The sequence below is a fragment of the Rhodococcus sp. 05-2255-3B1 genome (assembly GCF_002258545.1).
Classification (GTDB): Bacteria; Actinomycetota; Actinomycetes; order Mycobacteriales; family Mycobacteriaceae; genus Rhodococcoides.
In genome coordinates, this window is sequence record NZ_NOZC01000027.1 from 326,355 (window position 1) to 351,279 (window position 24,925).

The 24,925-nt window shown below is 61.7% G+C and carries 23 protein-coding genes; 13 read left to right on the top strand and 10 right to left on the bottom strand.

The window, feature by feature from the left end:
- Positions 1-175: 175 nt before the first annotated feature.
- Complete coding sequence (locus CH249_RS16310) at positions 176-1,087, bottom strand: LysR family transcriptional regulator (RefSeq protein WP_094645588.1); 912 nt, start codon at positions 1,085-1,087, stop codon at positions 176-178.
- Positions 1,088-1,246: 159 nt separating this feature from the next.
- Between CH249_RS16310 and CH249_RS16315 the strand changes: the two genes are divergently transcribed.
- From CH249_RS16315 to CH249_RS16325, 3 genes are all read left to right on the top strand, one after another.
- Positions 1,247-2,698, top strand: coding sequence for an amidohydrolase family protein (locus tag CH249_RS16315; RefSeq protein ID WP_094645587.1), 1,452 nt, complete (start codon positions 1,247-1,249; stop codon positions 2,696-2,698).
- Between the two features lie 73 nt (positions 2,699-2,771).
- Positions 2,772-3,716 (top strand): fumarylacetoacetate hydrolase family protein, encoded by a 945-nt coding sequence (locus CH249_RS16320; protein WP_094683342.1) that lies wholly within the window; start codon positions 2,772-2,774, stop codon positions 3,714-3,716.
- 162 nt (positions 3,717-3,878) lie between these two features.
- Positions 3,879-4,661: a cyclase family protein gene (locus CH249_RS16325; RefSeq protein ID WP_094645586.1), complete on the top strand. Its 783-nt coding sequence runs from the start codon at positions 3,879-3,881 to the stop codon at positions 4,659-4,661.
- 641 nt (positions 4,662-5,302) lie between these two features.
- Here CH249_RS16325 and CH249_RS16330 read toward each other — a convergent pair.
- The gene (locus CH249_RS16330; protein ID WP_143544507.1) at positions 5,303-6,652 is read right to left on the bottom strand and encodes an aminotransferase class I/II-fold pyridoxal phosphate-dependent enzyme; all 1,350 of its coding nucleotides are present in this window, start codon (positions 6,650-6,652) and stop codon (positions 5,303-5,305) included.
- Positions 6,653-6,746: 94 nt separating this feature from the next.
- Between CH249_RS16330 and CH249_RS16335 the strand changes: the two genes are divergently transcribed.
- From CH249_RS16335 to CH249_RS16355, 5 genes are all read left to right on the top strand, one after another.
- A complete protein-coding gene (locus tag CH249_RS16335; RefSeq protein ID WP_143544509.1) occupies positions 6,747-7,724 on the top strand; it encodes a hypothetical protein in 978 nt (325 codons plus the stop codon).
- 20 nt (positions 7,725-7,744) lie between these two features.
- The gene (locus CH249_RS16340; protein WP_218828426.1) at positions 7,745-8,650 is read left to right on the top strand and encodes an ABC transporter substrate-binding protein; all 906 of its coding nucleotides are present in this window, start codon (positions 7,745-7,747) and stop codon (positions 8,648-8,650) included.
- 65 nt (positions 8,651-8,715) lie between these two features.
- Positions 8,716-9,585: an amino acid ABC transporter permease gene (locus CH249_RS16345; RefSeq protein WP_256981015.1), complete on the top strand. Its 870-nt coding sequence runs from the start codon at positions 8,716-8,718 to the stop codon at positions 9,583-9,585.
- Positions 9,586-9,618: 33 nt separating this feature from the next.
- Positions 9,619-10,428 (top strand): amino acid ABC transporter ATP-binding protein, encoded by an 810-nt coding sequence (locus CH249_RS16350; RefSeq protein WP_094683277.1) that lies wholly within the window; start codon positions 9,619-9,621, stop codon positions 10,426-10,428.
- 59 nt (positions 10,429-10,487) lie between these two features.
- Entirely contained in the window at positions 10,488-11,726 is a 1,239-nt protein-coding gene (locus CH249_RS16355) for a M20 family metallopeptidase (RefSeq protein WP_094683278.1), read from the top strand.
- Between the two features lie 101 nt (positions 11,727-11,827).
- Here CH249_RS16355 and CH249_RS16360 read toward each other — a convergent pair whose 3' ends face one another.
- From CH249_RS16360 to CH249_RS16385, 7 genes are all read right to left on the bottom strand, one after another.
- Positions 11,828-12,298 carry a RidA family protein gene (locus tag CH249_RS16360; RefSeq protein WP_094683279.1) on the bottom strand — a complete coding sequence of 157 codons (471 nt, stop codon included), beginning with the start codon at positions 12,296-12,298 and terminating at the stop codon, positions 11,828-11,830.
- A 142-nt stretch (positions 12,299-12,440) separates the two neighbouring features.
- Positions 12,441-13,277, bottom strand: coding sequence for a PhzF family phenazine biosynthesis protein (locus tag CH249_RS16365; protein ID WP_218828433.1), 837 nt, complete (start codon positions 13,275-13,277; stop codon positions 12,441-12,443).
- Between the two features lie 14 nt (positions 13,278-13,291).
- Positions 13,292-14,521: a M20 family metallopeptidase gene (locus tag CH249_RS28220; RefSeq protein WP_218828427.1), complete on the bottom strand. Its 1,230-nt coding sequence runs from the start codon at positions 14,519-14,521 to the stop codon at positions 13,292-13,294.
- A complete protein-coding gene (locus CH249_RS28225; RefSeq protein ID WP_218828428.1) occupies positions 14,518-15,555 on the bottom strand; it encodes a ketopantoate reductase family protein in 1,038 nt (345 codons plus the stop codon). Before CH249_RS28225 ends, CH249_RS28220 begins: the two co-directional genes overlap by 4 nt.
- A 47-nt stretch (positions 15,556-15,602) precedes the next feature.
- A complete protein-coding gene (locus tag CH249_RS16375) occupies positions 15,603-16,367 on the bottom strand; it encodes an SDR family NAD(P)-dependent oxidoreductase (protein ID WP_094683280.1) in 765 nt (254 codons plus the stop codon).
- On the bottom strand, positions 16,367-17,686 hold the full coding sequence (locus tag CH249_RS16380) for an MFS transporter (protein ID WP_094683281.1): 1,320 nt from the start codon (positions 17,684-17,686) through the stop codon (positions 16,367-16,369). The genes CH249_RS16375 and CH249_RS16380 overlap by 1 nt, the downstream gene beginning before the upstream one ends.
- Positions 17,683-18,603 (bottom strand): polysaccharide deacetylase, encoded by a 921-nt coding sequence (locus CH249_RS16385; RefSeq protein WP_094645577.1) that lies wholly within the window; start codon positions 18,601-18,603, stop codon positions 17,683-17,685. The genes CH249_RS16380 and CH249_RS16385 overlap by 4 nt, the downstream gene beginning before the upstream one ends.
- Positions 18,604-18,775: 172 nt before the next feature.
- On the opposite strand from CH249_RS16385, the gene CH249_RS16390 reads away from it, so the two are divergent.
- Complete coding sequence (locus CH249_RS16390; RefSeq protein ID WP_094683282.1) at positions 18,776-19,849, top strand: Lrp/AsnC family transcriptional regulator; 1,074 nt, start codon at positions 18,776-18,778, stop codon at positions 19,847-19,849.
- Positions 19,850-19,908: 59 nt separating this feature from the next.
- Here the strand turns inward: CH249_RS16390 and CH249_RS16395 are convergent, their stop codons facing one another.
- Entirely contained in the window at positions 19,909-20,412 is a 504-nt protein-coding gene (locus tag CH249_RS16395; protein WP_179272713.1) for an Lrp/AsnC family transcriptional regulator, read from the bottom strand.
- A 477-nt stretch (positions 20,413-20,889) separates the two neighbouring features.
- On the opposite strand from CH249_RS16395, the gene CH249_RS16400 reads away from it, so the two are divergent.
- The 4 genes from CH249_RS16400 to CH249_RS16415 all read left to right on the top strand — a co-directional run bounded on the left by CH249_RS16400 (position 20,890) and on the right by CH249_RS16415 (position 24,755).
- Positions 20,890-21,087: a hypothetical protein gene (locus CH249_RS16400; protein ID WP_094645573.1), complete on the top strand. Its 198-nt coding sequence runs from the start codon at positions 20,890-20,892 to the stop codon at positions 21,085-21,087.
- 133 nt (positions 21,088-21,220) lie between these two features.
- Positions 21,221-22,342 (top strand): thiamine pyrophosphate-dependent enzyme, encoded by a 1,122-nt coding sequence (locus CH249_RS16405; RefSeq protein ID WP_256981014.1) that lies wholly within the window; start codon positions 21,221-21,223, stop codon positions 22,340-22,342.
- Entirely contained in the window at positions 22,342-23,364 is a 1,023-nt protein-coding gene (locus CH249_RS16410) for an alpha-ketoacid dehydrogenase subunit beta (protein WP_094645572.1), read from the top strand. Before CH249_RS16405 ends, CH249_RS16410 begins: the two co-directional genes overlap by 1 nt.
- 8 nt (positions 23,365-23,372) lie before the next feature.
- Positions 23,373-24,755, top strand: coding sequence for a dihydrolipoamide acetyltransferase family protein (locus CH249_RS16415; protein WP_094683283.1), 1,383 nt, complete (start codon positions 23,373-23,375; stop codon positions 24,753-24,755).
- The last annotated feature ends 170 nt before the right edge of the window (positions 24,756-24,925 follow it).

Consider the following 24,925-nt stretch of genomic DNA (forward strand, 5'->3'; position numbering starts at 1 on the left):
CGGTTGAAAACTCCGTTCGAAGTGCCGCTGTGCGTGGCTCAGTCAGGTGCCTCTCACTCTGTCGCGCAGGGCAATTCGTCGTCGATAGCTCGTCGAGCCCAATGCATCGGTGACCAGGAGATTCTGAAAGCTCGGGTGGCATTGACGCTTCGGCTCGGACTCCTGAAGAAGGCGATTAAAGCGTCGCATGTGCTGTGCTCGTGTCATCGGGCGGCTCGGTTGTACTGGCCAGGTCGTAGAGCGTGGTTGTTGCTTGCACGGCGCGGCGGAATGCGGCGGTGCCCTCTCGGTGGTCTTGCCGTCGTGATGCCAGGGCGATGATTGCGGGTGGCCCGTCGAGCGCGATGTAGCGGACGTCGGGGTTCGGAAGGTAGCGCCGTGCGGGCTCGGCGTACACCCCGATCGTTCCCGACATCGCTACTGCCGATGGGATGTTCAGTGGCGAGCGCACTTCGGCCCCGTGCAGTGGGTAGCGGCCCGCTGCCCACGCAGTGAGGCCGGGTTGTCCTATCGGTCTGATGCACGGCCGGTCGCGGATCTCATCGGGTGTGAGACGGGTTGCGTCTGCGAGTTCCGATTCGGTGGGAACGACGGCGCATCGTTCGATCCCCATCACTTGCTCGACTCGGAGGTCCTCGGCCCCCCCGACATCGTGCAGGATTGCCACGTCGACTTCTCCGGTTCGTACTGCGTCGTACTGGTTTTCCCAATCGAGCTCGACATAGGACAGCTGTAGCTGGGGGTGGTGCCGTTCGAGTAGTTGACGAGTCGCCGACCAGCTATCGGCCAGCCCGAATCCCAGGACGCCGACGCGCAGCACCGAATCTGCACGCTCACCCTCACGCACCGACATCAGGGCGTCGAGATCTGCGAGCACTCGATTCGCACGCGGAAGGAATCTCCGGCCGGCTGCAGTGAGTTCCACCTTGCGACTGGTGCGCAGAAACAGATCCGTCCCGAGTTCGCGTTCGAGTTCCTGGATGCGTCGACCGAACGGTTGCGCGCCGATGAAGTGAGCTTGGGCGGCGCGCCCGAAGTGCAGTTCCTCGGCCAGGGTCAGCGCATATCGAAGGGACCGTATGTCCACAGATGTTCACCGCCGAGTCCGTACCGTCGTGCGCCCTTCCGAGCCCAGGAGATCGCAACCTTTTTGCCTGATGATCTTCGCTGGTGCTGGTCAGCATACTTCGATGAAGACGCGCAATGCCGCAGATCACAATATCCACCAACTTCGCCGGAGGTCACAATGAGCACGCACCGCACCCTGATCCGCAACGGACGAGTCCTGACCATGGACCCCGCGCTCGGCGACTTCGACTCGGCAGACGTGCTGATCGAGGACGACACGATCGTCGCAATCGGACCGAACCTCGGGGTCGTCGACGCCGAGGTCATCGATGCCTCGAACCACATCGTGCTGCCCGGTTTCATCGATACTCATCGGCACACATGGCAGTCACTCTTCCGCGGCGTCTGCAGTGACTGGACCCTCGGCGATTACTACTTCGGTATGCGACTGGGGATCTCTCCGGCCTACACAGCCGACGACGTCCGGTTGGGCAACTTCTACGGCGCAGTCGACGCACTCAACAGCGGTGTCACCACTTTGCTGGACTTCTCGCACTGCAACAACACCCCCGACCACTCCGACGGTGCCGTTCAGGGCCTGCTGCAAGCAGGCATACGCGCATCGTTCTGCTACGGATTCTTCGAAAGTTCCCCCGCACAATCGCAATTCGGAGATCACACTGCACGTCTCGCAGACTTCCACCGCATCGCCGATACGTACTTCGCGTCCGACGGGCGACTCACACTGGGCGTCTCGTTGTCGGAGATCTTCGGCCTCCCATGGGCGGATACGGTCTCGGAACTGGCAGCCGCCCGTGAGCGAAAAGCCCTGCTGGTCAACCACGCCGGGTGCGTATTCGGCAGCGCCTTGTGCAACGGGATCCTCGAAATGGATCAACTGGGCTTGCTGGGCCCGGACATGGTCCACGTTCATTGCTGCAGCTTCGGCGACGACGAATGGGAAGCCCTGGCACGCAGCGGCGGCAAAGTGTCGATCTCGTCGCAGACGGAAATGAACATGGGCTTCGGTCGACCGGTCTTCCAGCGCTGCGAGCAACATGGGATCGCCCCCACACTCTCGGCCGACGTGATCTCCCTCAACAGCGGCGACCTGTGGCACGAACTACGATTCGGTCTCTCGTGCGCACGCGCGGACGCAGCCGACCCGATCAACGCAGCAGGACAGATGCCCGATGCAGTCGCGCTTCCCGCGCGGGAAGCGCTGAAATGGACCACCGTCAACGCCGCCGAGGCCATGGGACTCGGTGACCGCATCGGTTCATTGACGCCAGGCAAACGTGCCGATCTGCAGATCATCGGTGGGCCCGCTCTCGAACAGCATCCTGTGCTCGATCCTTATGCCACGCTGGTGTTTCAGACCTCTGCAGCTGATGTGCGCACGGTCATCGTCGACGGTCGGGTGGTCAAACGTGACGGGATCCTGACAGTGACCGATCGGACGTCGCTGACAGCGGAAGTCGATGCAGCGTCCGAACGTATCCTCGGCCGACTCAGGGATGCAGGTCGCGAACTTCCCGGGACCCCACCGGGTGCGTTCACCGCTATCGAGCCGCTCACGCGCAGTTTCCACGAACAGGCAATCCAAGCAACGGCAGTGGTGGCGCGGTGATGACAGAACAATGGCACTGCTCACCCGTGCATCGCTGCATCGATGCGGTGAATTCGACAGGGAGGGGGAGCCGGTGAAGTTCGTGACTTACGACGCCGGCAGTGGCCCGCGAACCGGAATCATCGACGGAGAGACCGTGCGCGGTCTCCGCGCCGGTGTCAGTTTGCTCTCGATTCTGAACTCCGGCGGCGATGCCCTCACCGAAGCCGGCGAGTCGGCGAGACGATCCCCCGACGAAACCCGCGTGCTGGATCAGGTGCGATTGTTGGCACCGCTACCACGGCCTCCGTCGGTGCGAGACGGACTGTGTTTCCTCGACCACCTTCGCGGCTGTTATCGCGCGATGGGACGCAGCCCAGAACTGCACGAGGCGTGGTCGCAGATCCCGGCGTTCTACTTCTCCAACGCCGAATCTGTCCTTGGCCCTTACGACGACGTGCCGGTCGCCCCTGGCAGCACCATGTTCGATCTCGAACTCGAAGTAGGAGCGGTCATCGGCCGCGGTGGCCGCGACCTCGATCCGCACACCGCCGAAAAACACATCGTCGGGTACACATTGTTCAACGACTGGACCGCACGAGACCACCAGCTCCGCGATCTCGCCCTCGGCATCGGAATGGGAAAGAGCAAGGACAGTGCGCTCACCCTCGGGCCCGCTCTGGTCACCGTCGACGAGCTCGAGGATTATCGGCGCGACGGCCGGATCGCTCTCGAGCTGACCGCCGCGGTCAACGGTGACGAGATCACCCGCGGCACCCTCGATGAAATGGATTGGGACTTCGGCGAACTCGTGTCCTTCGTCTCGCGCGGGGTCGATCTGCGCCCGGGTGAGGTGGTCGGCTCGGGAACCGTCCCCGGCGGATGTCTGCTCGAACACGTCGGCACCCCCGAGCTCGCCGATTTCGGACGTTGGCTACGCCCCGGTGACGTCGTCACCCTGACCGGTCAAGGACTCGGGCAAGTGCGCCAGACGATTGTTCCCGGTGTCGACGTCCAACCGCTGTCATCGGGGTTCTGACGTGAAGACACCTCTGACACAACCGAACAGCGAGAAGTCCGGGAGAACGCCACCGACAGCGTCACCTCACGGTGCACGACCCACGTGGACCACTGATCGGCAGTGCCCACAGTGAATGAAAAGTCCGCAACTCATGATCTCGTGAACAATAAGGAACGACCGATGCGAAAACTGATCGACATCTCCGCGCCGCTTCAAACCGGAATAGCGTCCGATCCTCCTGGCTTCGGACCCCACATCGACTATTACACCCACGCAGACACCGTCAAGGACCTACTCGCGTTCTTTCCCGACGCGAGCAAGGAGGATCTGCCGGACGGCGAGGGGTGGGCATACGAATGGGTGCGCGCAACCACCCACAACGGAACCCACCTCGACGCGCCGTACCACTACTCCGCGGTGATGGACGGTGGGAAGCCGGCAGCGACCATCGACGAAGTGCCCCTCGACTGGTGCCTGCAACCCGGAGTCAAACTCGACTTCCGGCACTTCCCCGATGGATACGTCGCCACAGCGACCGACGTCGAGAACGAACTGACCCGCATCGGGCACGAACTGTCGCCGCTCGAAATTGTCGTCGTGAACACTTCGGCCGGCGCGCGCTACGGCCAAGACGACTACGTCGCCTCCGGTTGCGGTATGGGCCGCGATGCCACGCTCTACCTCTTGGAGAGGGGAGTACGCCTTACCGGGACCGATGCGTGGAGCTGGGATGCCCCCTTCGTGCACACCGCCGTCCGGTACGCCGCCGAACACGACCCGTCCATCATCTGGGAAGGCCATCGTGTCGGACGCGAAATCGGCTACTGCCATCTCGAAAAGCTCAACGGGCTCGAGCAACTACCTCACACCGGGTTCGAGATCTCGTGCTTCCCAGTCAAAATACAAGCTGCCTCGGCGGGATGGACGCGAGCAGTTGCCATCTTCGACTCTCCATCCGACTGAATGCATCGGAGGTAGATCCGATGTACAGCCGGGAGGCGGGTCTACCCGAGGCGTCCCAAGCTCGCATCGGCTGTTGGGGATTGTGACCGGGTGTTTTTCTGGATCGGGAATCACGAACGCTCGTCAGACGCGGGTGTCAGTAGGGAAGGAGCATTCCCGGTTGCGAGGCGATCGTGAGGCCTTGCCAGCGGCCGTCACGCGCGCTCGGCATTCGCGTCGCTGCGGACGAGCGCCACGACGTCCCCGCCCTGAGCGACGAGGGACGCTGGTCAGTCGAGCAGATGTGACCAGTTGCTCCGGTAAGAAGTACAGACATACACTTGCCAGCTCGGCGCGTTCCGCATCCGCGGCCGTGAGCGGCTGATCCCCGGATACTGGGGCGGCTTCGATCCGCCGACGTTCGTCGTCGACCCAACAGTCGAACAGTCCTCCGCCGATGCCCAGTTCACGGATGACCTCGGCGACGATGCGGCCGGAATCGATTGCCCTGCGTTCGGGCTCGGCCCTAACAAATCGGTGTCCGCCATCCGGCGTGAAACTCAGCATTGGCAACGGCGTGCTCTCGGCCCTCGAATGACGTCGGCGTTCCAGGGGTGCTAGAGGGGACATCTATCGGCGCTGCTCAGTGAGCTGAAATGACGTCACCGACCTGCACCGGATGCCGCCGCGTACGCGGCCACGATCTGATCGCGCAGTTCCCAACTGGCTCCTACGGCGAGGCGGAGAGACGGTTCGATTCTGCGGATCGAACTACCCGACGAACCATTCGCTGCGATGCCGTGAGAAGCCAGGGCGAGCAGCGAGGCGCGTTCGTTGAATACGGGCACGTTGACGCTCAATCCGTCGCCGGGGGAGACTGTGATGCCTTCGCGTGCAAACATCGCGGCCAACGTCTCGCGTCGTGCTCTGTACTCAGTTCTGGCTTCCGCGATCAGCTTTCGAGTATCACCGTCGGTCAGCATCCACGCGAGCGCGTTCTGTAGGAGTCGCGAGGTCCATCGATCGCCGAACTGCCGCAGATCGTGGGCGCGTCCGACCAGTTCACCGGCACCTCCGACAATCGCGAGGCGCAGGTCCGGTCCGTGCGATTTCGAGTAGGTACGGATCAGCACCGTCCGCTCGGGAAAAACCGGTCCGAGGCCGTTGTACATCGCGTCGGACACTTCCCCCATGTCGTCCTGCTCGATGATCGTCAGGTCCGTCTTCCTCAATATGCCGGCGAGCTCGTCTCTTCGCGCCGCGTTCACCGACACTCCCATTCGTGAACTCGCGCGGGGCTCGTACAGGAACGCAACCGGACGCCGTTCCAATGCCCGGCTCAGTGCCACCGGATCCGGCCCATGGCTATCGCACGGAATCGGGATCATCCGAGCACCGAGGTGGTCGAGTATGTCGAGAACTCTGGGCGCGGATGGATCTGCAACGGCGACGTAGTCGCCGGCCACCACGGTGGCACTGGTGACGAGCAGGAGGCCATGATATCCCCCGTTCACCGACACCAATGCGCTTGTCTCCCAGGGCCAACTGGGCGAGACCGCGTCTCGGAGTCGATCGGTGATCGACTCTTTTCTGTACGAGTTGAGACCCGGTTCGGTTCCAGACCGGTGCACGGCCGTCGCCAGATCCGGTAGCAACGCCGGATCCGGTGGGGCAAGCGTCAGATCCAGCACCCCGGCACGCCACTCTTTGCCCACTGTTTCGTAGCGGGGCGGACCCACTTTGAAATGCCCGTCGACGACCCATGTTCCCTGCCGTCCGGATCCGTCGATCACGTTCTGGCGTCGCAATATTCCCCATGCCGTCGAGATAGTTGCGGGGCTAACGTGCATCCGGGAGGCGAGCGCGCGCACCGTCGGTAATGCGCTCCCTCGCGGAATGTCACCGGTTTTGACCAACCTGTGCACACAGGACGCGAGTTCGGGTGCGGACATCTCGGTCAGCTGCGCGCACAACCAGGCTGCGGAAACTGCGGGCTCATGTCCAGTCGGCACAGCGCTTCTCCTTTTTGATCAGTAACAAAACAGGCCTTTGTCATCGGACGTAACCTACCTTCATCAATCGAAGTTCAGCATTAAAGGAGGCCCGGTGCCCACAGTGAACCTTGCGTCACGGAGGTGGGATCACGTTGTTCCCGTCGCGCTCGGAGACGTGTCGATCGAGGGCGTTCGCCTCGTCCTCCAGGATCAGACGCCCGATCTCTGGCTCGATCCGACGATCGACGGCGGGGAGGCATCGTTGAGCAGATACATTCGGGCACGAGCGCTGGGCGACCACTCGATCACTGCACTCCCCATCTTCCTGATGACCGGCTTTCGCCATCGATGCATCATCACGTCGAAGTCGTCGCGCTTGGAATCGGCATCCGAACTGCGTAATGGGCGCATTGGACTCACCGGTTGGGCAGACACCGGGAACGTGTGGACGCGAGCGATCGTGCGGTCGGACGGCGTGGACATGTCCGAGGCCGAGTGGACGCTGGGGCGTCTCACCGCGGACCACCCGATTTTCGACCGTACAGGTGGCGTCGCCCTGCCCGCGAACGTGACGCACTCGATCGACGACGAGTCGCTGATGTCGCAGCTCGCTCGAGGGAAATTGGACGCAGTGATGACTCCGTTCATGCCCGGTGGCTTCTTCTCACGATCGTCGCAATTTCGGACCCTCTATCGAGACGTGGACGATGAAGAGGCCAACTATTACGCTGGAACAGGATTCGTTCCCGGAATCCATGTCCTCGGCATCAAGACCGAGATTCTGGACAGTCGACCTGGGTTTGCGCAGCAATTGGTGAACCTGTTCGAGCGTGCAAAACTGCTCAGCTTCGAGAGAAGGCACAAACTACAGGATGTGTTGCCGTTGCAGAATCAGGCGATCGCTCGATCCGTACAGACATTCGGCGAGGACTGGATGCCCTATGGCATATCGAGATCGCGAACCATGATCGACGCACTTCAGCGCGAATTGGTAGCTCAACAGTTGATGCCCGAACCGCTCGACATCAGCGAACTGTTTCCCTATGCACTCGATCCAGAACTGCAATCATCCAACCTCGAAGGACAATGATGAAAAGAATAGTCTCTGTATTGGCCGCACCGGTCGTGGGCGTTGCACTCTTGACCGGCTGCACTCAGCCTACTGGAGCAGAAAACGTGAACTTCACTTCCGGAACGAACGAGTCGGTCACCGTTTCCGTTGCCGAGTTCGATCAGAAACTGCACGACCAGTTGCCGGAGAATGTGCAGGCCTCCGGTCGACTTGTGTCGGTCAACACGGGTTCCTTTCCCCCTTACGTGATAATCGACGGTACGAATGTCACCGGCGCTACGGCAGATATGCAGACCGCGCTGGGGCAGGTGCTCGGAATTCAGATAGATCACCAAACGGTGGACGGAATAGCAACAGTTCTCGCCGGGTTGCAGGCAAATCGTTACGACATCGACCTCGGTCCTCAGGGGGATTTCGTGGAGCGGCAGAAGCAGGGCACCTTCATCGACTGGATCGAAGAACACGTTGTATTCGCTGTGAAGGCCGGAAACCCGGAAGGCATCACCGATCTCGACACGTCCTGCGGTAAGCGTATCGCGGTGCAGGCTGCGGGCTCCGCCGAGAAGGTGATCAATGGACAGTCGGTGAAATGCACCGATTCCGGCAAGAACGCCATCGAAGTGCAGTCCTACAAGGATCAGCCCAGTTCGATTCTGGCCGTTCAGTCCGGACGGGCCGACGCATTCTTTTCCTCTCAGGCACCGTTGACGTACTTCGTGGACCAGGCCGGTGGCCAGTTGGAGCTGGCGGGTGTCGGAAAGGGAAACGGATTCGACAGCTTGTATCAGGGTGCGATCACGCCGAAAGACTCGCCTCTGGCAAATGTCTTTGCTCAGGCCTTCGAGGTCCTGAAGGAAAACGGGATCTACGACGCGATCATGACCAAATGGAATCTGCAGGAAAACGCTGTAGAGAATATCGAGATAAATAGGGCCGTGAAATGATGGGCAGTCTGACGGACCGCAAGTCTTCACCGGGAATCGATTCGCCGCTCGATATTGTACACGCTGTGCCGCGAAGACACCCGTGGCGATGGGTCAGCGCAGCAGTCGTGGCTGTGCTGCTTGCACAGTTCATCCATTTCATCGTGACCAACCCGAATTTCGCCTGGTCGACGGTGGGGTTGTATGTCCGAAGCGAGGCCATTGTCAAGGGACTGGGCATCACCCTGGGTCTGACCGTCATCGCCATGATCATCGGCGTGGTGCTCGGCGTACTTCTGGCTGTCTGCCGAATATCCGAAAATGTTCTGCTCAAGTCCGTTGCCGGCGCGTTCATCTGGTTCTTCAGGGGAACTCCGACTCTTGTGCAGTTGATCTTCTTCTACAATCTGTCGGCTCTGCTGCCGAGAATTTCGATCGGTATTCCCTTCGGTCCCGAGTTCGCCGCGTTCGATACCAACTCCCTCATCACCCCGCTGTTCGCCGCGATCCTCGGGTTGGGCCTGAACGAAGGCGCGTACATGGCGGAGATCATCAGAGGCGGCATCCTTTCTGTGGGCCCGGGACAGTTGGAAGCCGGCCATGCCATAGGTATGACGCCGTCCAAGACGATGCGACGGATCATCCTTCCGCAGGCGATGAAGTTCATCGTTCCGCCGACCGGAAATCAAATAATCAGCATGGTCAAAGCGACGTCGCTCGTCAGCGTCATCGCACTGGCCGATCTGCTGTATACCGCTCAGTCCATATACAACAGAACATTCCAGACCATTCCCTTGCTCATCGTGGCCTGCGTTTGGTACTTGATCATCACATCGGTGTTGTACGTCGGCCAATCCTTCCTCGAAAAGCGTTACGGGCGCAGCGATGCCAGGACGTCGTCCAGCTGGTTCGATTTTCTCCGAATACGACCCAAGCGGTCTCGAGGTCGGGTCTAGTGTGCAATCGCAAAAAGCCAAGGGAGATATGCAATGTCGACTCATGAAGTGAGCCTCGAGCCCGCAGTGTCGCATCCAGGCGCGCCCGTGCTGGTAGCCAACTCGGTGCGCAAGCACTTCGGTGGCGTCGAGGTCCTGAAGGACATCAGTCTGTCGGTTCGTACCGGCGAAACCGTAGTGATTCTAGGGCCATCGGGGTCCGGAAAGTCCACTCTGCTTCGTTGTATCAACATGCTGGAGAAACCCACAGGTGGTCGAATCACGGTCGATGGAGTCGACGTGGGTTTCGAAGTGACCTCCAAAGGCGGCATGCAGGAGCGGTCGGACCGATCGAGAGCGCTGCAGATCAGCAAGATCGGAATGGTGTTCCAGCAATTCAATCTGTTCTCCCACATGACGGTCCTCGAGAACATCATCGAAGGGCCGGTCCATGTCAAACACATGAAACGCAAAGAGGCATCGATCATTGCGCGAGAGCTCCTCCAGCGGGTAGGTCTGGAAGGACGCGAAAACGCTTATCCGAGGCAGCTGTCCGGCGGTCAACAGCAGCGAGTGGCCATCGCCCGAGCTCTTGCGATGGAGCCCAAGTTGATGTTGTTCGACGAGCCGACCTCGGCCCTGGACCCGGAACTGGTGGGCGAGGTGCTGTCGACCATGAAGTCCCTTGCGCTGGAGGGCCTGACGATGATCGTTGTCACTCACGAAATCTCGTTTGCACGTGAAGTGGCCGATCGGGTGGTGTTCATGGATGGCGGAGTCATCGTGGAGCAGGGAACACCGTCGCAGGTCATCGACCATCCGTCCGAGCAACGAACTCAGATGTTCTTGTCCCGAGTCCGATGAATCGGCCTCTCAGGGTCCACCATGCGTAATCAGTAGACAAGAGTACGGGAGTAGTTTTCATGTCAGTGCCGGACCTGCAGAGGCTTCGCCGTTCGATTCACCACGAACCTGAGGTCGGTCTACACCTGCCCAACACTCAGAGGCTCATTCTGGACGCGTTGTCCGACCTCGATCTCGATATCGAGGTCGGGGCCGCCCTTTCATCGATCAGTGCTGTTCTCCGAGGGGGGAACATCGCAGCCGGGGCAGGTCGGCCGTCGGTTCTTCTCCGGGCCGACATGGATGCGCTGCCCCTCGTCGAGAAAAGTGGGGAGCCGTTTTCCGCTGACAACGGCGCGATGCACGCGTGCGGCCACGATATGCACAGTGCTGCCCTGGTCGGTGCAGCACACCTGCTGAGCGAGAACCAACACGAACTCGCAGGTGACGTGGTGTTCATGTTCCAACCCGGAGAGGAAGGAGGTGATGGGGCGCAACTGATGCTGGACGAGGGCATACTCGAACGGACTGGCTCGAGACCGGTGGCGGCGTATGGACTGCATATGGCACCGGACTCGCCGGCTGGAACGTTTCTCAGTCGTCCCGGATCCTATATGGCAGCGTTCACCAAGTTCGATGTCGTGGTCACCGGGGCGGGGGGACACGGTTCTCGGCCGTACCAGGCGCTGGATCCCATCGTCGTTGCAGCTGAAATGGTGACTTCCCTGCAGGTATTCGTGACTCGAAGGTTCAATGTCTTCGACCCAGTGATCGCTACTGTCGGAGAATTTCATGCCGGCTCGGCGCCCAATGTCATACCGGATCATGCACGGTTCTCCGCCGTCGTCCGATCCTTCTCGCCGAATGTACTCGAATCGGTGAATGATGATGTGCCGCAATTATTTCAGAACATCGCCCGAGCCCACGGACTGACTGCGGAGGTCACACGTGCGCTGGAGCTTCCGCCGGTGGTCAACGATGTCGCAAGCGCTGCGCATTGGCGACACACTGCGACGTCGCTCTTCGGTGAATCACGGTTCGAGGAATTGGAGAACCCACGCACCGGGTCCGAGGACTTCGCCAAAATTCTGGCGCAGGTCCCGGGTGCATTCGGACATGTCGGCGCGGGGGCACCGGAGACCAACGGGTCGAATTGGGCTCCGTTGCACTCGCCCGAGGCTCGCTTCGACGACAGAATATTGCCCGATGTGTCGAGGTTTCTGGCGAGCCTGGCCGACACACGCCTGAGAGACGAAGTGCCGCAGTCGGGCTCAGGTCCTGCCCGCGAGATGGGCCGGGAGCTCGTCGATCTGGACTGATCGGCGATCGACGCCGCCGCTGCTTCTGCAACAACGCGTCGCCCTGTCTCCGCGCACGCAGACCGGGACTCGATGGCACATCGCCATCGAGTCCCGGTCTGTCATTCGAAGGTCAGGATCATTTCGACTTCCACCGGTGCATCGAAGGGGAGAACGGCCACTCCGACGGCGGAGCGCGCATGGACGCCTCGGTCGCCGAACAGATCTGCGAGCAGCTCCGAGGCACCGTTGATCACGTCGGCTTGGGCGGTGAAACTCGGATCGGAGGCGACGAAACCGACCACTTTGACCACCTGGGTGATCCGGTCGAGCGAGTCGACGGCGTTCTGGACCGCAGCGAGGGCGTTGAGAGCACAAATGCCTGCGTACCGTCGAGCATCCGCAGGGCTGACCAGACCCGGGGCGTCGCCGACCTTCCCTGTTGCAGGTAGGGCCCCGTCGACCATGGGCACCTGACCGGAGACATAGAGGTGGGTGCCATCGATGACGACCGGGGTGTAGGCGGCCAGCGGGGGTACCGCAGACGGCAACGACAGTCCGAGTTCGGCGAGCCGCGTACGAATCGAGTTCATAGGGATTGCTCCAATGTGTGTGAGTCGAGGAGAGCCAACCGTGCTTGGGTAGGTTGTCTCTCGAGGTGCTGGGCTGCAAAGGATTCCGGCGCACTTACGTCGATCATGCTGTGCGAGAAAGTATTCGCTGCACGGTGGCGTGTCACAGACTCACGTTGCCGTCGATGCACGTCACGCTCTCCCCTCCGACCCATAGTCCGTCGGACGAATCGGCCACCGAAATGATCCCGTGTCGACCCAGTACCGTCCCCTGCCGTGCCCGGTAGGAGGAGGGTGCCACCCCGCTGCGGATCAGCCATTGGCCGATGCCGGCGTTGAGGCTGCCGGTCACGGGGTCCTCGGGGATGCCGAGCGGTAGCGCGAAGCTGCGTACCTCGAATTGCTGGGCAAAACCATCGGGGTGAGGTCCGACGACGCCCAGTATCAGGTCCTTCATCAGCGTCTCGTCGGGTTCGAGTTCGAGTACTTCGGAGGCGGAGGACAGACGCACGGCAGCCCATCCGGGGCCGTTGTCCACCCACTGGTGATCGAGAATGCTGTCGCGGTGAATTCTCAAGGCAGCACAGATGTGTTCGAGGTATTCCTCGTCCAGCGGGCCGGACTTGACCGGGTTCGGCGCTCGAAACGACAATGCCGATCCGTCGCGCTTGACGGTCACCAACCCGACTCCACATTCTTGCACGATCTGACTTCGGTTCGACGAGTCGTCCGCGGACGCAAGCCAGGCGTGTGCGCTACCCAGAGTCGGATGGCCTGCGAACGGAATCTCCCCGCCGGGTGTGAAGATACGAAGTTTGTAGTCTGCGTCGCGCGTCGTCGCTGTCTGGACGAATGTCGTCTCGGACAGGTTCGTCCATTTGGCGAAACGCGCCATGGTGTCGTCGTCCACACCGTCCCCTTCGAGCACCACAGCTACCGGGTTACCGCGGTAGGGCTCGCTGGTGAAGACATCGACCTGCGCGAAGCGTCTCGTTCCCATCGTCATGGACACACTCACTTTCCGTTTCGTGACAGGCCGGGGTGGTGCCGGTCGTTGTCGGCATTCCGCGCTCGCGATGGGCTCGGGTCGGAATCCAGCAAGCTGTCCAGCAACACAGCGGTCAGTGCTGCACGTTCGATCATGCCGTTCAGGCTGACCCATTCCTCGCGCGCATGAGCTCCACCGCCGACCGCGCCCAGACCGTCTAGTACCGGCAGGCCCTGTGCAGCAGCGAAGTTGCCGTCGCTTGCACCACCCACGGCGGCCTCTCGCAATTCGAATCCCAACTCGGCCGCGGCCTTGCGCGCTTCGTCGTACAGTAGCGCGGTTCCCGCGGTTCGAGCCATGACGGGCCTGTTCCATTCGCCGCTCACGGTGATGCGGGCGGACGGCCTGGACGGGGCCAACGCGCTCAGTAGCTCGTCCACGCGGCGCGCCTCCTCGTTGCTGTCCACGCGCACGTCGATGTCGGCAGTCGCCGAACCAGCCGTCACGTTCGCGCGGCTGCCGCCGCTGATGGTCCCGACGTTCACGGTCGTTTCGGACCCCGCATCGTTGACATCGTGCAAGGCGCGCACGACCCTGGCCATCTCGTCGATGGCGCTCACACCCTTACCCGGATCCAGGCCGGCATGAGCTTCCACGCCATCCACCGTGATCGTGAACAGTCCGACGCCTTTCCTGGATGTCTTGACCGCCCCGTCGACGCTTGCCTCGAAGACCAGAACGGCCTCGGATCCGGCGACTTCCTCTTCGATCAACGACCTCGAGGTCGGGCTGCCGATTTCTTCGTCGCCGGTCAGGATCAGCCGCACGTTGGGGCGAGCCAGACCGCAGGTGTCGGCGCATTTGATCGCCCACACCAGTTGCACCAAGCCGGCCTTCATGTCGAACGCGCCTGGCCCGGTCAACATGTCGCCGTCGATTCGAACGGGCCACATCAGCCCGGTGCCGCGCGGCCAGACGGTGTCGTAGTGGCACAGCGCACTCACGAATCGATCCGTGAGTGTGGGCGACGGGATGTCTACGATGACAGCGTCGCCGAATTCTGCGCCATCCACGAACCGAATTTCGCTCGCGTCGGGTAGTCGCTCGGCAATCCATTCACGGACCCACGTCAGGCCCTCGTCGAGCAATTGCTTGTCATCCGAGGGAGTTTCGTGTTCCACGTACAGACGAAGATCGTCGACCATGTCGGTTCGTCGCTCTTCGAGCCAGGCAGACGCCGACGATGCGGAACTCACTGAGCGCCCTGTGGTTGCGTTGCGACAAGCGAATCCAGATCTGCAAGATGCTGTTCGGACATCTCGAGAGTGCCGTTCTCCAACTGGTCGATCAGAGACAGCAGACGCCGCAGAGCAGGCGCAGCGATGCCCTCACGATCGGCGATCGCAAGCACCGGTTCGTATTGTGGCCGTACTTCGGTGGGCCGCTTCTTCACAGCGATATCGCGCCAGACTCCCGACCGAGTCTTGGACTGACGCGAAAGCCATTGCACGAGTGCATCCGTGGCCTTCTTGTTGGCGGAGTGGGACGCATCGCGTCGGTAGGCGCTCGGGTCGAAAGCATCGAAGCTCTCCAGCGTGACCTCTTGCGTGCGCGCGATGTCGAACACTTCGGCGACCAGCGCGTTCATGGCCGGCCGGTGTCGGTCGACGAGCTCGCTCATGTCGACATCGGCAACTGCGGTCGCGATGAGCATTGCTGCGAAACCGAGTTTGGACCAGAGGTAGCCGTTGACATTGGTGCTGACGATGGGTTCGCCCCACAGTCTGAGATCGTGCGCGAGTCCTTGCACACGGTCGTTGCTCGCGGTCGTCATGTACTCGCCCAGTGCGATTGCCCCGGCTCCGCCGTCGACGACAACTCCTGGTTCGACAACGTCGGCGAACAGGTCGACGAACGCTGCGACTGTGCGCTCGGGCCCGACGATCGAGGCAATCAGCTCCTCGTTCATCCCGTTCTGCATCGATACGACGAATCCCTCGTGGGACAGCCGCGGGGCGATCCAGTTCACTGCACCGGCGGTGGCCTGCGTCTTGACGGCCAAGAGCACGGCACCGAGTTCCTCGGGTGCGTCGTCGAGGGTGAATGCAGGAATTTCGGTCCGTCTGGTGCCCTGTGGAGTTCGAAGTTCGAGACCCCTCGCGCGAATGGCCTCCACGTGGGCCACGTCGGCGTCGACGAGTTGAACCGGGCAGCCGGCGTCGTGCAGGTACGTGGCGAGAGTGCCGCCGATGGCACCTGCGCCGACGACGGTGTAGCGATGTGCGGTCACAGCTGAGTTACCTTCCATGGTGATGAATGCATTGTGATGAGAAGCGATCAATTCCAGTGCAGCGGTAGGTCGACAGCTCCGGTGGACGCACCACCGTCGACGCGCAGCACTTCACCGGTGATCCACTCGGCGTGCTGTCCGGAAATCCAGACGACCGCGTGTGCGATGTCTTCGGGGGTTCCGCTTCGGCCGAGAGGATTTCTCGAGACGGCGTCGGCGTAACGCCCACTGACAGGATTGACGTCGCTGGCGACGGCAACGAATCCAGGAGCCACGGCATTGACGCGAATACCATGCGGTCCGAGTTCGAGTGCCGATGCACGGGTGAGCATTTCGAGTGCCGCTTTGGAGCTGCAGTAGGGTGCTGCGCCGGGTCGTGCACGCAGCGCCGCGCCCGAAGAGATGTTCACGATCGAGGCGTGGGTCGATGCGGCGACGGCGTTCCGTGCCAGCGCCACAGTGGTGAGCATCGGAGCGCGAACGTTGAGTGCCTGCACCGAATCCCATGTGTCGGCGTCGAGATCGAGAAATGGGGTCGCCGGATAGATGCCCGCACAGTTGACGAGAACGTCGATCGCTCGATCCGTGAAGACGCCGTCGACGGTTCGGGTACACGCGGCGGCATCGGTGAGATCGACGCCGATCGTCCGGGTGTGCGCAGTGCCTGTCTCCGAACCGATGTCGGCGGCAGCGTCGGCGAGGGCACTGGTGGGTCGGTCGACCATCGTCACGAATGCTCCGTCGCGCGCGAACCGCGTCGCGATGCTGCGACCGATTCCGTTCGCCGCGCCCGTCACGAGAACGTGTCGCATCAGTCGAGTTCCTTTCCGGCTGTCTCGGGCATGGTGAGATAGACGAACAGGCCGACGGCGGCCGCGCACATGCAGTAGATCCAGATGTAGTTCTGTAGTTCGTTGGATCGGAACCATGTGATGACATACGGTGCTGTGCCACCGAATACCGCAACCGCGAGGGCATAGGGGACACCGATTCCGGTGGCCCTGATCGATACCGGGAACTGTTCGGACATGATGACGGCCGCGTTCGCGGAGTACCCCAGGAGGAAGAACGCTCCGATGAGCTCGATGATGAGCAGGTTCCAGAACTCACCGTTCAGGAAATGAAATGCGGGCCAGGAGAAGACGACGAACCCTGCTGCAAAGAAGGACATCGTGGGCTTGCGGCCGAGTTTGTCCGAGACGATGCCAGCGAAGGGGAGGCAGACGATGAAGGCTGTCAACGCGATGACGTTGGCAGTCAGTGCTCGGCTCAGAGGAATGTCGTAGTTGACCGAGACGTATACGGGGAGATAGGACATCCACAGGTAGTAGAGCAGCGTGCCGGCGATGGTGATGCCGAAGACCCGTGCTGTCGCGCGGGGGTGTTCTGCGAACATGGCGAATACGGCGCTGCGACGGGGGGCTTCCTTGGCTGCGTCGGCTTCGGCAGCGCGCTCGAATGTTTCGGTCTCCTCGGCCGTCGATCGCAACCACAGCCCTGCCAAGCCGAACAGTCCGGCCAGGACAAAAGCCAGTCGCCATCCCCAGGACGTCACTGCCTCCGGCGACATCGTCGAGGTGATGATCGCCCCCATCCCGGATGCGGTCAGCACGCCCAGCCCCACGGATGCCTGCTGCCAGGAGCCGGCGAACGCACGTCTCTTCGGTGCCGCCGACTCGACGAGATACGCAGAGGAGGAACCGAACTCGCCCCCGGCGGAGAAACCTTGAATCAGCCTGGCCACGACGAGAATGATCGGCGCAAAGATCCCGATGTGTTCGTAGCTCGGCGTCACTCCGATGACGATCGACGAGCCTGCCATCATGCCGATGGTGAGGACCAGGCCCTTCTTTCGGCCGTACTTGTCGGCATACGGTCCGAGAACCATCGCGCCGATCGGGCGCATGACGAACCCCACCGCGAAGACCGCCAGTGCGAACAACAGTGCGGCAGTGTCATTGCCGGGCGGAAAGAACAACGGCGCGAATATGGAGGCCAACGTCGCGTACAAGGTCCAGTCGAGCCACTCGACGGTATTACCCACCACTCCTGCGACGATTGCCTTCTTGCCTCGCCTGGTGAGTTTGGTGCTCTGCACTGCAGGGGCCGTGGCCGAATGCTGTTCGGTCATCGCGGGATTCCTTCGTTCGAGAGGTTGGGGGCGAGGTGATCGACCAGCCCACTGTGAGTTGTGAACCAGACGTTGCTTGTGGCAACGATGTGTTCGACGAGTTGCGCGACTGCCCGCATGCGGGAACGGTGCCCGCTGATATGGGGATGCAGCGTCAATTGGAAGACCCCGTGCGACTGGTATGCCGCGTCGAACTCGTCGATCCAGATCTGTGCGACGTCGCGAGGAGAGGTGTAGGGCCGCAGGGCGGAGAATCGGTCCATCAGCAGGTACGGCGCGTCGTCTCGGATCCATTCCACCGGCACTTCGGCAATGCCTGTGGCTCGGCCCTCCGCGACGAGTTCGTACGGTTCGTCGTCCGCCATCAACGATGAGTCGTAACGAAATTCGAGCTCCTGCAGCACCCGCATCGTCGAATCGGAGAAGTCCCAGGACGGTGTGCGCATGCCGACCGGCCTGCTTCCGCTCTGGCGCTCGAGTACGTCGACAGCACGTGCGGTCAGGTCGAGTTCTTGCTCGAAAGTGAGCATTGTGGTGCGCTCGTGTATCCAACCGTGCACTGCTACTTCATGCCCGTGCTCCACGTAGCGGGGCACCTCCGAAGGTCGAAGCAGTGCACAGACGGCGGGGATGAAGAAGGTCGCCGGTATGTCGTACCGCTGCAGTAACTGCAGTATTCGGGGAACCCCGACACGCGCTCCGAACTCGCCCTGGGCCATCGATCCGGGAGTGGTCATGCCATCTCGAAGGTAAGGCGTCTCGTGGTCGGAATCGAACGAGAGCGCGACGGCGCACGTTGCGCCGCCCGGCCAACGTGGGTGTGTATCGGCGTCGAGAAGCGAAGCGCCGGCTCGGACTTTTTCGACGTGGGATCGCCACACCGACTCCGGCCACTCGAATGGTTGCTGATCGGTCATGAGTAACTTTCTCTCGCTGTTCCGCTGAGCCTGTCCAGCGACGGGATTACCGCCTGAAACTGTGGCTTGGACCATAGTAAGCACGCGTGTCGGCGTTTGTGGTCGATTCGTGCGTAAAAATCTGATTACGTGAACCGTTCGCGCATGGTCTGATTCTGGGTAGTGTCAGAGCATGGTCGTACCGCACGCGCAGATTCCACCGGCAGACACCGCACAGTCGCTGCTGACCCCAACCCAGCTCGACATCATCGCCGCGCTACAGGTGGCCCCACGTGCGCCACACAGTGCGCTCGCCGAGGTGCTCGACATCCCGCGCAGCACCCTCACACGACAGATACTGCACTTGATCGACAGCAAGCTGGTGCGCTTGATCGGACGCTACGACTGGCCCTTGGTGACCGACGGTATGCCCAGTCAACTGTGGATTCGATGCCATCCCGGGTGCACCCGCAAGGTGCTCGACGAGCTTCGTCGGTTCAACGAGATTCAGTTCCTGATTCTCACCACCGGCAGTATCGACATCTACGCCGACATCTACCCGCTTCGGGGTTCGGACATACAGAACCTGACGACGTCGGTCATTCCTGCCATCCCTGGTATCTCGTCGATTCAAACTCACCTCGTCCTGAAGACGACCAAGGTCGGTCAATCGTGGAGATTGAACAGGCTGAGCGAGGCGCAGGTGACGAAATTGGAGCAATTCTGCGAGCCTGTCGTTCGTGAACCGTTTGCCGACATTTCCGAACTGTCCGGTCTCGAGTATCGGATTCTGCGCCGGCTCGGCTCGGATATCCGGGTGTCGTCAGGGGAGTTGGCTCGGACCCTGTCGGTCAGCTCGTCCACGGTATACCGAACGATCCAGACGCTGTTGCAATCGGGTGCCGTCTCGCCACGGGTCGAGATCGAGCCGGCGGCACTGGGTTACGGCCTGAACGTCATCATCGCCATGCAAGTGGATCCGAGGGCCATCCCCGCGGTTCTGGAAGGCTTGACCGCGCATCCGTCCTCCCGCATGGTGTCCATGGTCACCGGGTCCGCGTCGGTGGTCTACAGCGGCGTCTTCCGAAACGAGAACGAGCTGGCGCAGTTCATCGTCGTCGGCTTGGGCGAACTCGACGGGATACGTGCCCTCGACGTCAGTGTGGGCCGGGACGTAGTGCGTCGCTACTGGATGGACAGGTCCGGAGTGCGGCTGGGCGAGCAGAAGATGATCTTGCCCCCGCATTCCGAAGAGCATTCGAACTGAGCGGTACCCGCGATCGGAAGGTGACGAACGTCGAATCGGAGCGGCTTCGGGTATTTCCGTCAGCGCACAGCCGGCGTCGAGCGTCCCCAACCGGACTGTGCCGTGATGTGTTCGAGCAGCGGTTGGACTCGGTACGGGGTCGGTGTCGCCACCGAGAATTCCGAAGTCGTCTTTCGCACGCCGTCGATATCGACGATGGATGCGGTCAGCACCTGTAGTGCTGCAAGCGAACTGATGGCAACGTGTGCCACCACGTCTTCGCGACCTGCTTGGATCTTGACCTCGAGAACTTCCGGCAGCTCGGTGAGTCCCTCGACCACCGTCGCCAGCTTGCGCTGATCGATCTCCAGGCTGATGGACGCCTGGACCGGCACCCCCACTGCGGACAGATTCACGATGGGACGAAATCCCGTCAGAATGTCGTGTTCCTCGAGCCTTCGCAGACGCGTGTGTACCGTCGCCCGGCTGATACCCAGCTCGGTCGCAATGTCCGCCACGCCCGCCCGGGCATTGGTGGTCAACATCCCGATGATTTCGACGTCGAGACGATCGATGCTGTTCACCTTGACAACCTCCCTGTGCGCTATACCTGAAGTAGCTATCCGAAAAGCTATGTTACTCCGTAATGGCTTGACCACAGCGCGTCCAATCAGCATGATCGCAGTATCAAAGTGCAAACCTACCCGGTCAGCACTGACCCGCCACACCGCACCACGGGAGGCGCGTCGACAGAAAGGATCGTCGTGACCCACGACAGTGAAACCCAGCTCGTGTCGCGTCGGAAGGCCTCGTCGGGACGAATGTTCTCGATGCGGCAGACAGCGAAAGAATTACGGTTCTCCGAACCATGTTCTCCCTCGCCGCGTTCGTGGCCGATCACCGCCTCATCTCCCGGGGTCAGGGCGCCGTCGATCGCAGGCCAGACGGCGTGTAGCGCCCTCGCGCCGCGATCTCTGAATTGACGCCTGATGTCCAGCCACCGGACCTTTACGATCTCTGTCGAAATCTATTCCGACAGAACGAAATCTGATCTTCTATCGATGGCCTCGGTACTGCATCGGCGCGCGATCTCGCCGGACGAGGCTCATCTATCCGCGCTCAGCGGCCCGCAGCGCATCTTCACGGCGACGTTCACGGCCGAGCGCTGCCAAGCCGACGTCGTGGCCAGAACGTTCCAGAGCATGCCATCGGTATGGTCGGTTTCCTTGTCGGAGATCGAACCTGTGGTGGCGGCGTGAGCACACACGTTCTGTGCCGCAACGGTTCCTGACGACTGTCCCGTCAGGGCGACAGGCCCCGAAACGGCCGCACGGCCGAACCTTCTTCGCATCATCTCCGATCCCGCACCTGCCAGTACGTTAGGACCATTCGATGAGTGACATCATCTCGACCGAGGACCGTCGTGAGTTAGAGGTCGAAACCCGGCCGAATACCGCGACGATGACGCAATTCGTTCGCGCTGACGGCAGCCTGACCAAGGCCGGTGTTCGCCACGCTGTCGATCCAGAAGTGGCGCGAAAGATGTACCGCGACATGGCAAGAGCGCGGAGGTTCGATCAGGAAGCGCTCGCCCTTCAGCGGCAGGGCGAGCTTGGACTGTGGCTGCAGAGCTGGGGTCAGGAAGCCGCACAGGTTGCATCGATGTACGCACTCGACGATCGAGACTTCGTCTTCCCGTCCTATCGGGAACATGCCGCCGCCATGGTTCGAGGGATAACACCGACCGAAATCCTCAGCCAATGGCGAGGAGCGACGCACGCAGGCTGGGACCCCGAACGATACAACTTCCATTACAACTCGTTGGTTCTGGGCACTCAGACCCTGCACGCCAACGGATATGCGCTCGGATGCAAGCTGTCCGGCGGAAACTCGATCGTCGCAACATATTTCGGTGACGGCGCGGCAAGCCAGGGCGATGTGAGCGAGGCATTCAACTGGGCCGCCGCCCGCAGCCTTCCCGTCCTGTTCATCTGCCAGAACAATCAGTGGGCCATCTCCACCCCAACCGACCTCCAGTACGCAGCCCCCGTGCACCAGCGGGCAGCAGGTTTCGGACTGCGTACCTTTTTCGTCGACGGTAACGACGCGCTTGCGGTTTTGGAAGTGACTCGGGCCGCCGCGGACATCGTGCGTTCGGGCACGGGCCCGGCATTGATCGAGGCCGTCACCTACAGAATGGCAGGACATTCGACGTCCGACGACCCCCGGAAGTACCGCGAGGCAGCAGAACTCGACCTGTGGACCAGCCGAGACCCGTTGCATCGGCTCGGAGTTGTTGTGGCCGAACAGGGTGCCACCTCGGAATTCTTCAGCGAACTGGACGAAGAGCTTGACGCGCTGGCCATCGAGGTACGTGCAGCGTGCCGCGCGATCCGAGCGCCGGAGCTCGACAGCATCTTCGACAATGCCTATGCCGAACCTCATCCCGGCGTCCGAGCAGAGAAGCAAGCCCTCCGCAAGTACAACACCATGATGGCTGGAGAAACCTCCTGATGACCGCGACACTCGAAAGCAATCACCTGAGCCGGACACAGCCCGGCACGAGTACGACCACCCTCGGCAAGGCGTTGAACGCAGGACTACGGCGAGCCATGCTCGACGACGAACGCGTGATTTTGCTCGGCGAGGACATCGGCGTACTGGGCGGAGTCTTCAGGGTCACAGAGGGATTGCACAAGGAGTTCGGTGACGACCGCGTCATCGATACCCCACTGGCCGAATCCGCGATCGTCGGAACAGCGATCGGACTTGCCCTGCGGGGCTACCGGCCGGTGGTCGAAATCCAGTTCGACGGTTTCGTGTACCCGGCCTTCGATCAGATCGTCAGCCAACTGGCCAAGATGCGGGCTCGATCCGGCGGCCGGACGTCCCTGCCCATCGTGATCCGTATCCCGGTCGGTGGCGGTATCGGTGCGGTCGAACATCACAGTGAATCCAACGAGGCGTACTTCGCGCACACCGCGGGTCTGAGGGTGGTCTCCTGCTCCAGCCCGGCCGACGGCTATCGAATGCTTCGAGCAGCAATAGCCAGCGACGATCCGGTCATCTTCTACGAGCCCAAACGGCGCTACTGGGACAAAGGCGAGATCGACCTCGGTGCAGAACCCGCCTCGCTCGACCGAGCCCGCGTCTGGCGTACCGGCACCGATCTGACCTTGGTCGCCCACGGTCCGACCGTCAAGACGGCGCTCGCAGCGGCCGAGGCCGCAGCCGAGGACGGATACTCCATCGGCGTCGTCGATCTCCGTACCATCTCACCCCTCGACCTCGAAACGTTGAAGCGGTGCGCCGAATCGACAGGGCATCTGGTGGTGGTGCACGAAGCATCGACCTTTCTCGGAATCGGTGCCGAAATCGCCGCTGCCGTCACCGAGACCTGCTTCTATGCCCTCGAAGCCCCCGTCCTGCGGGTCGGTGCGTACAACCTTCCGTATCCGCCCGCAAAGGTCGAGGACGAGTTCCTTCCCGACGTCGACCGCATCCTCGACGCCATCGACACATCACTGAAATTCTGAGGCCAGGCATGAACAACATCCAGCAGTTCGCGCTCCCCGACGTAGGGGAGGGGCTCACCGAAGCCGACATCGGCACCTGGCACGTGAAGGTCGGTGACGCGGTCGAGATCAACGACGTACTGGTAGAAATTGAGACCGCAAAGTCCGCGGTCGAGTTGCCGTCACCCTATGCCGGGGTGGTGAAACGGCTACTGGCCGACGAAGGCGACACCGTCGCAGTCGGGACCGTCGTGATCGAAATCGGTTCGGAGGTAGATCGATCGGGCACCCCGGGGGATCGCGAAATCGTCGTGCAGTCGCCGGATCGCGAACCACAGACGTCGGTCGACGACGACAAGCCACAGGTTCTGGTCGGTCCGGGGCCCCACGAGCCGGCCGCCCGGCGACGAAGAATTGCGCCGCCGACGGCACCGGCGAATTCGGCTGCGTCGGGACCGTCGCACACTGCAGCCTCAACGGTTGACTTCCAGTCTCCGGTGGAAACCGACGATCTTCCAGACCGAAGTTCGGTTGCAGTACAACGCAGTCGAGCCAGGGCCACACCGGCCGTCCGACTGCTCGCCAAAAAACTGAACGTCGACATCGATTCGCTCGCAGTCGAGGGCGAACTCGTGACGGCGGAGCAGGTCCGATCCGCGGCGACTCCGCAACAGAACCAGAATCCAGTTCGTCCCACGGAGTCCGCCATACCTCGGGAAACACGGATCCCCATCAGGGGTGTACGCAAGATGACAGCGGAGGCGATGTGCAGTTCGGCCTTCACCGCCCCGCACGTCACCGAGTGGCTGACCGTCGACGTCACGGCGACGATGGATCTGCTTGCGCACATCAAGACCGACAAGTCGTGGGCCGGAGTCCGAGTCAACCCACTGGTGCTGGTGGCCAAGGCCTTCCTCCTGGCCGTGCAAGCGCATCCCGACATCAATGCAACGTGGGACGATGCAGCGCAGGAGATCGTGCTCAAGCACTACGTCAATCTTGGCATCGCAGCTGCGACGCCTCGGGGTTTGATCGTTCCGAACATCAAGGATGCGCATACCCTTGATGTACGTCGCTTGGCCGATGCGGTTGCCGATCTGGTCGCGGTAGCTCGGAGCGGAAAGACGCCGCCGGCCGACATGTCCGGCGGCACACTGACGATCACGAACATCGGGGCGCTCGGCGTCGACGCCGGCACGCCCATCCTGAACCCGGGCGAAGCGGCGATTCTCGCGTTCGGTGCCATCCGTCCTCAACCGTGGGTCGTCGACGGCCGAATCGAGATACGACAGGTTACGCAACTGGCGATGTCTTTCGACCACCGACTCGTCGACGGGGAACTCGGCTCCAAGGTGTTGACTCGAACCGCGGCAATTCTCTCCAACCCGGCGTCGGCATTGTTGACCGTGTGATCGAAGTTCACCGGAACGACAACCAACGAACGGTGCGCCCCCTGGACCACTGCCGGGGATGCACTGTCTCTCAAACGACATGGCGTTTTTCTGATTAACGGGCCACACCTGTGAGACGAGGGCGATTTGGGTTCGCGACGAATAAGTTTCGTTGTCACGAGTCCGCACAG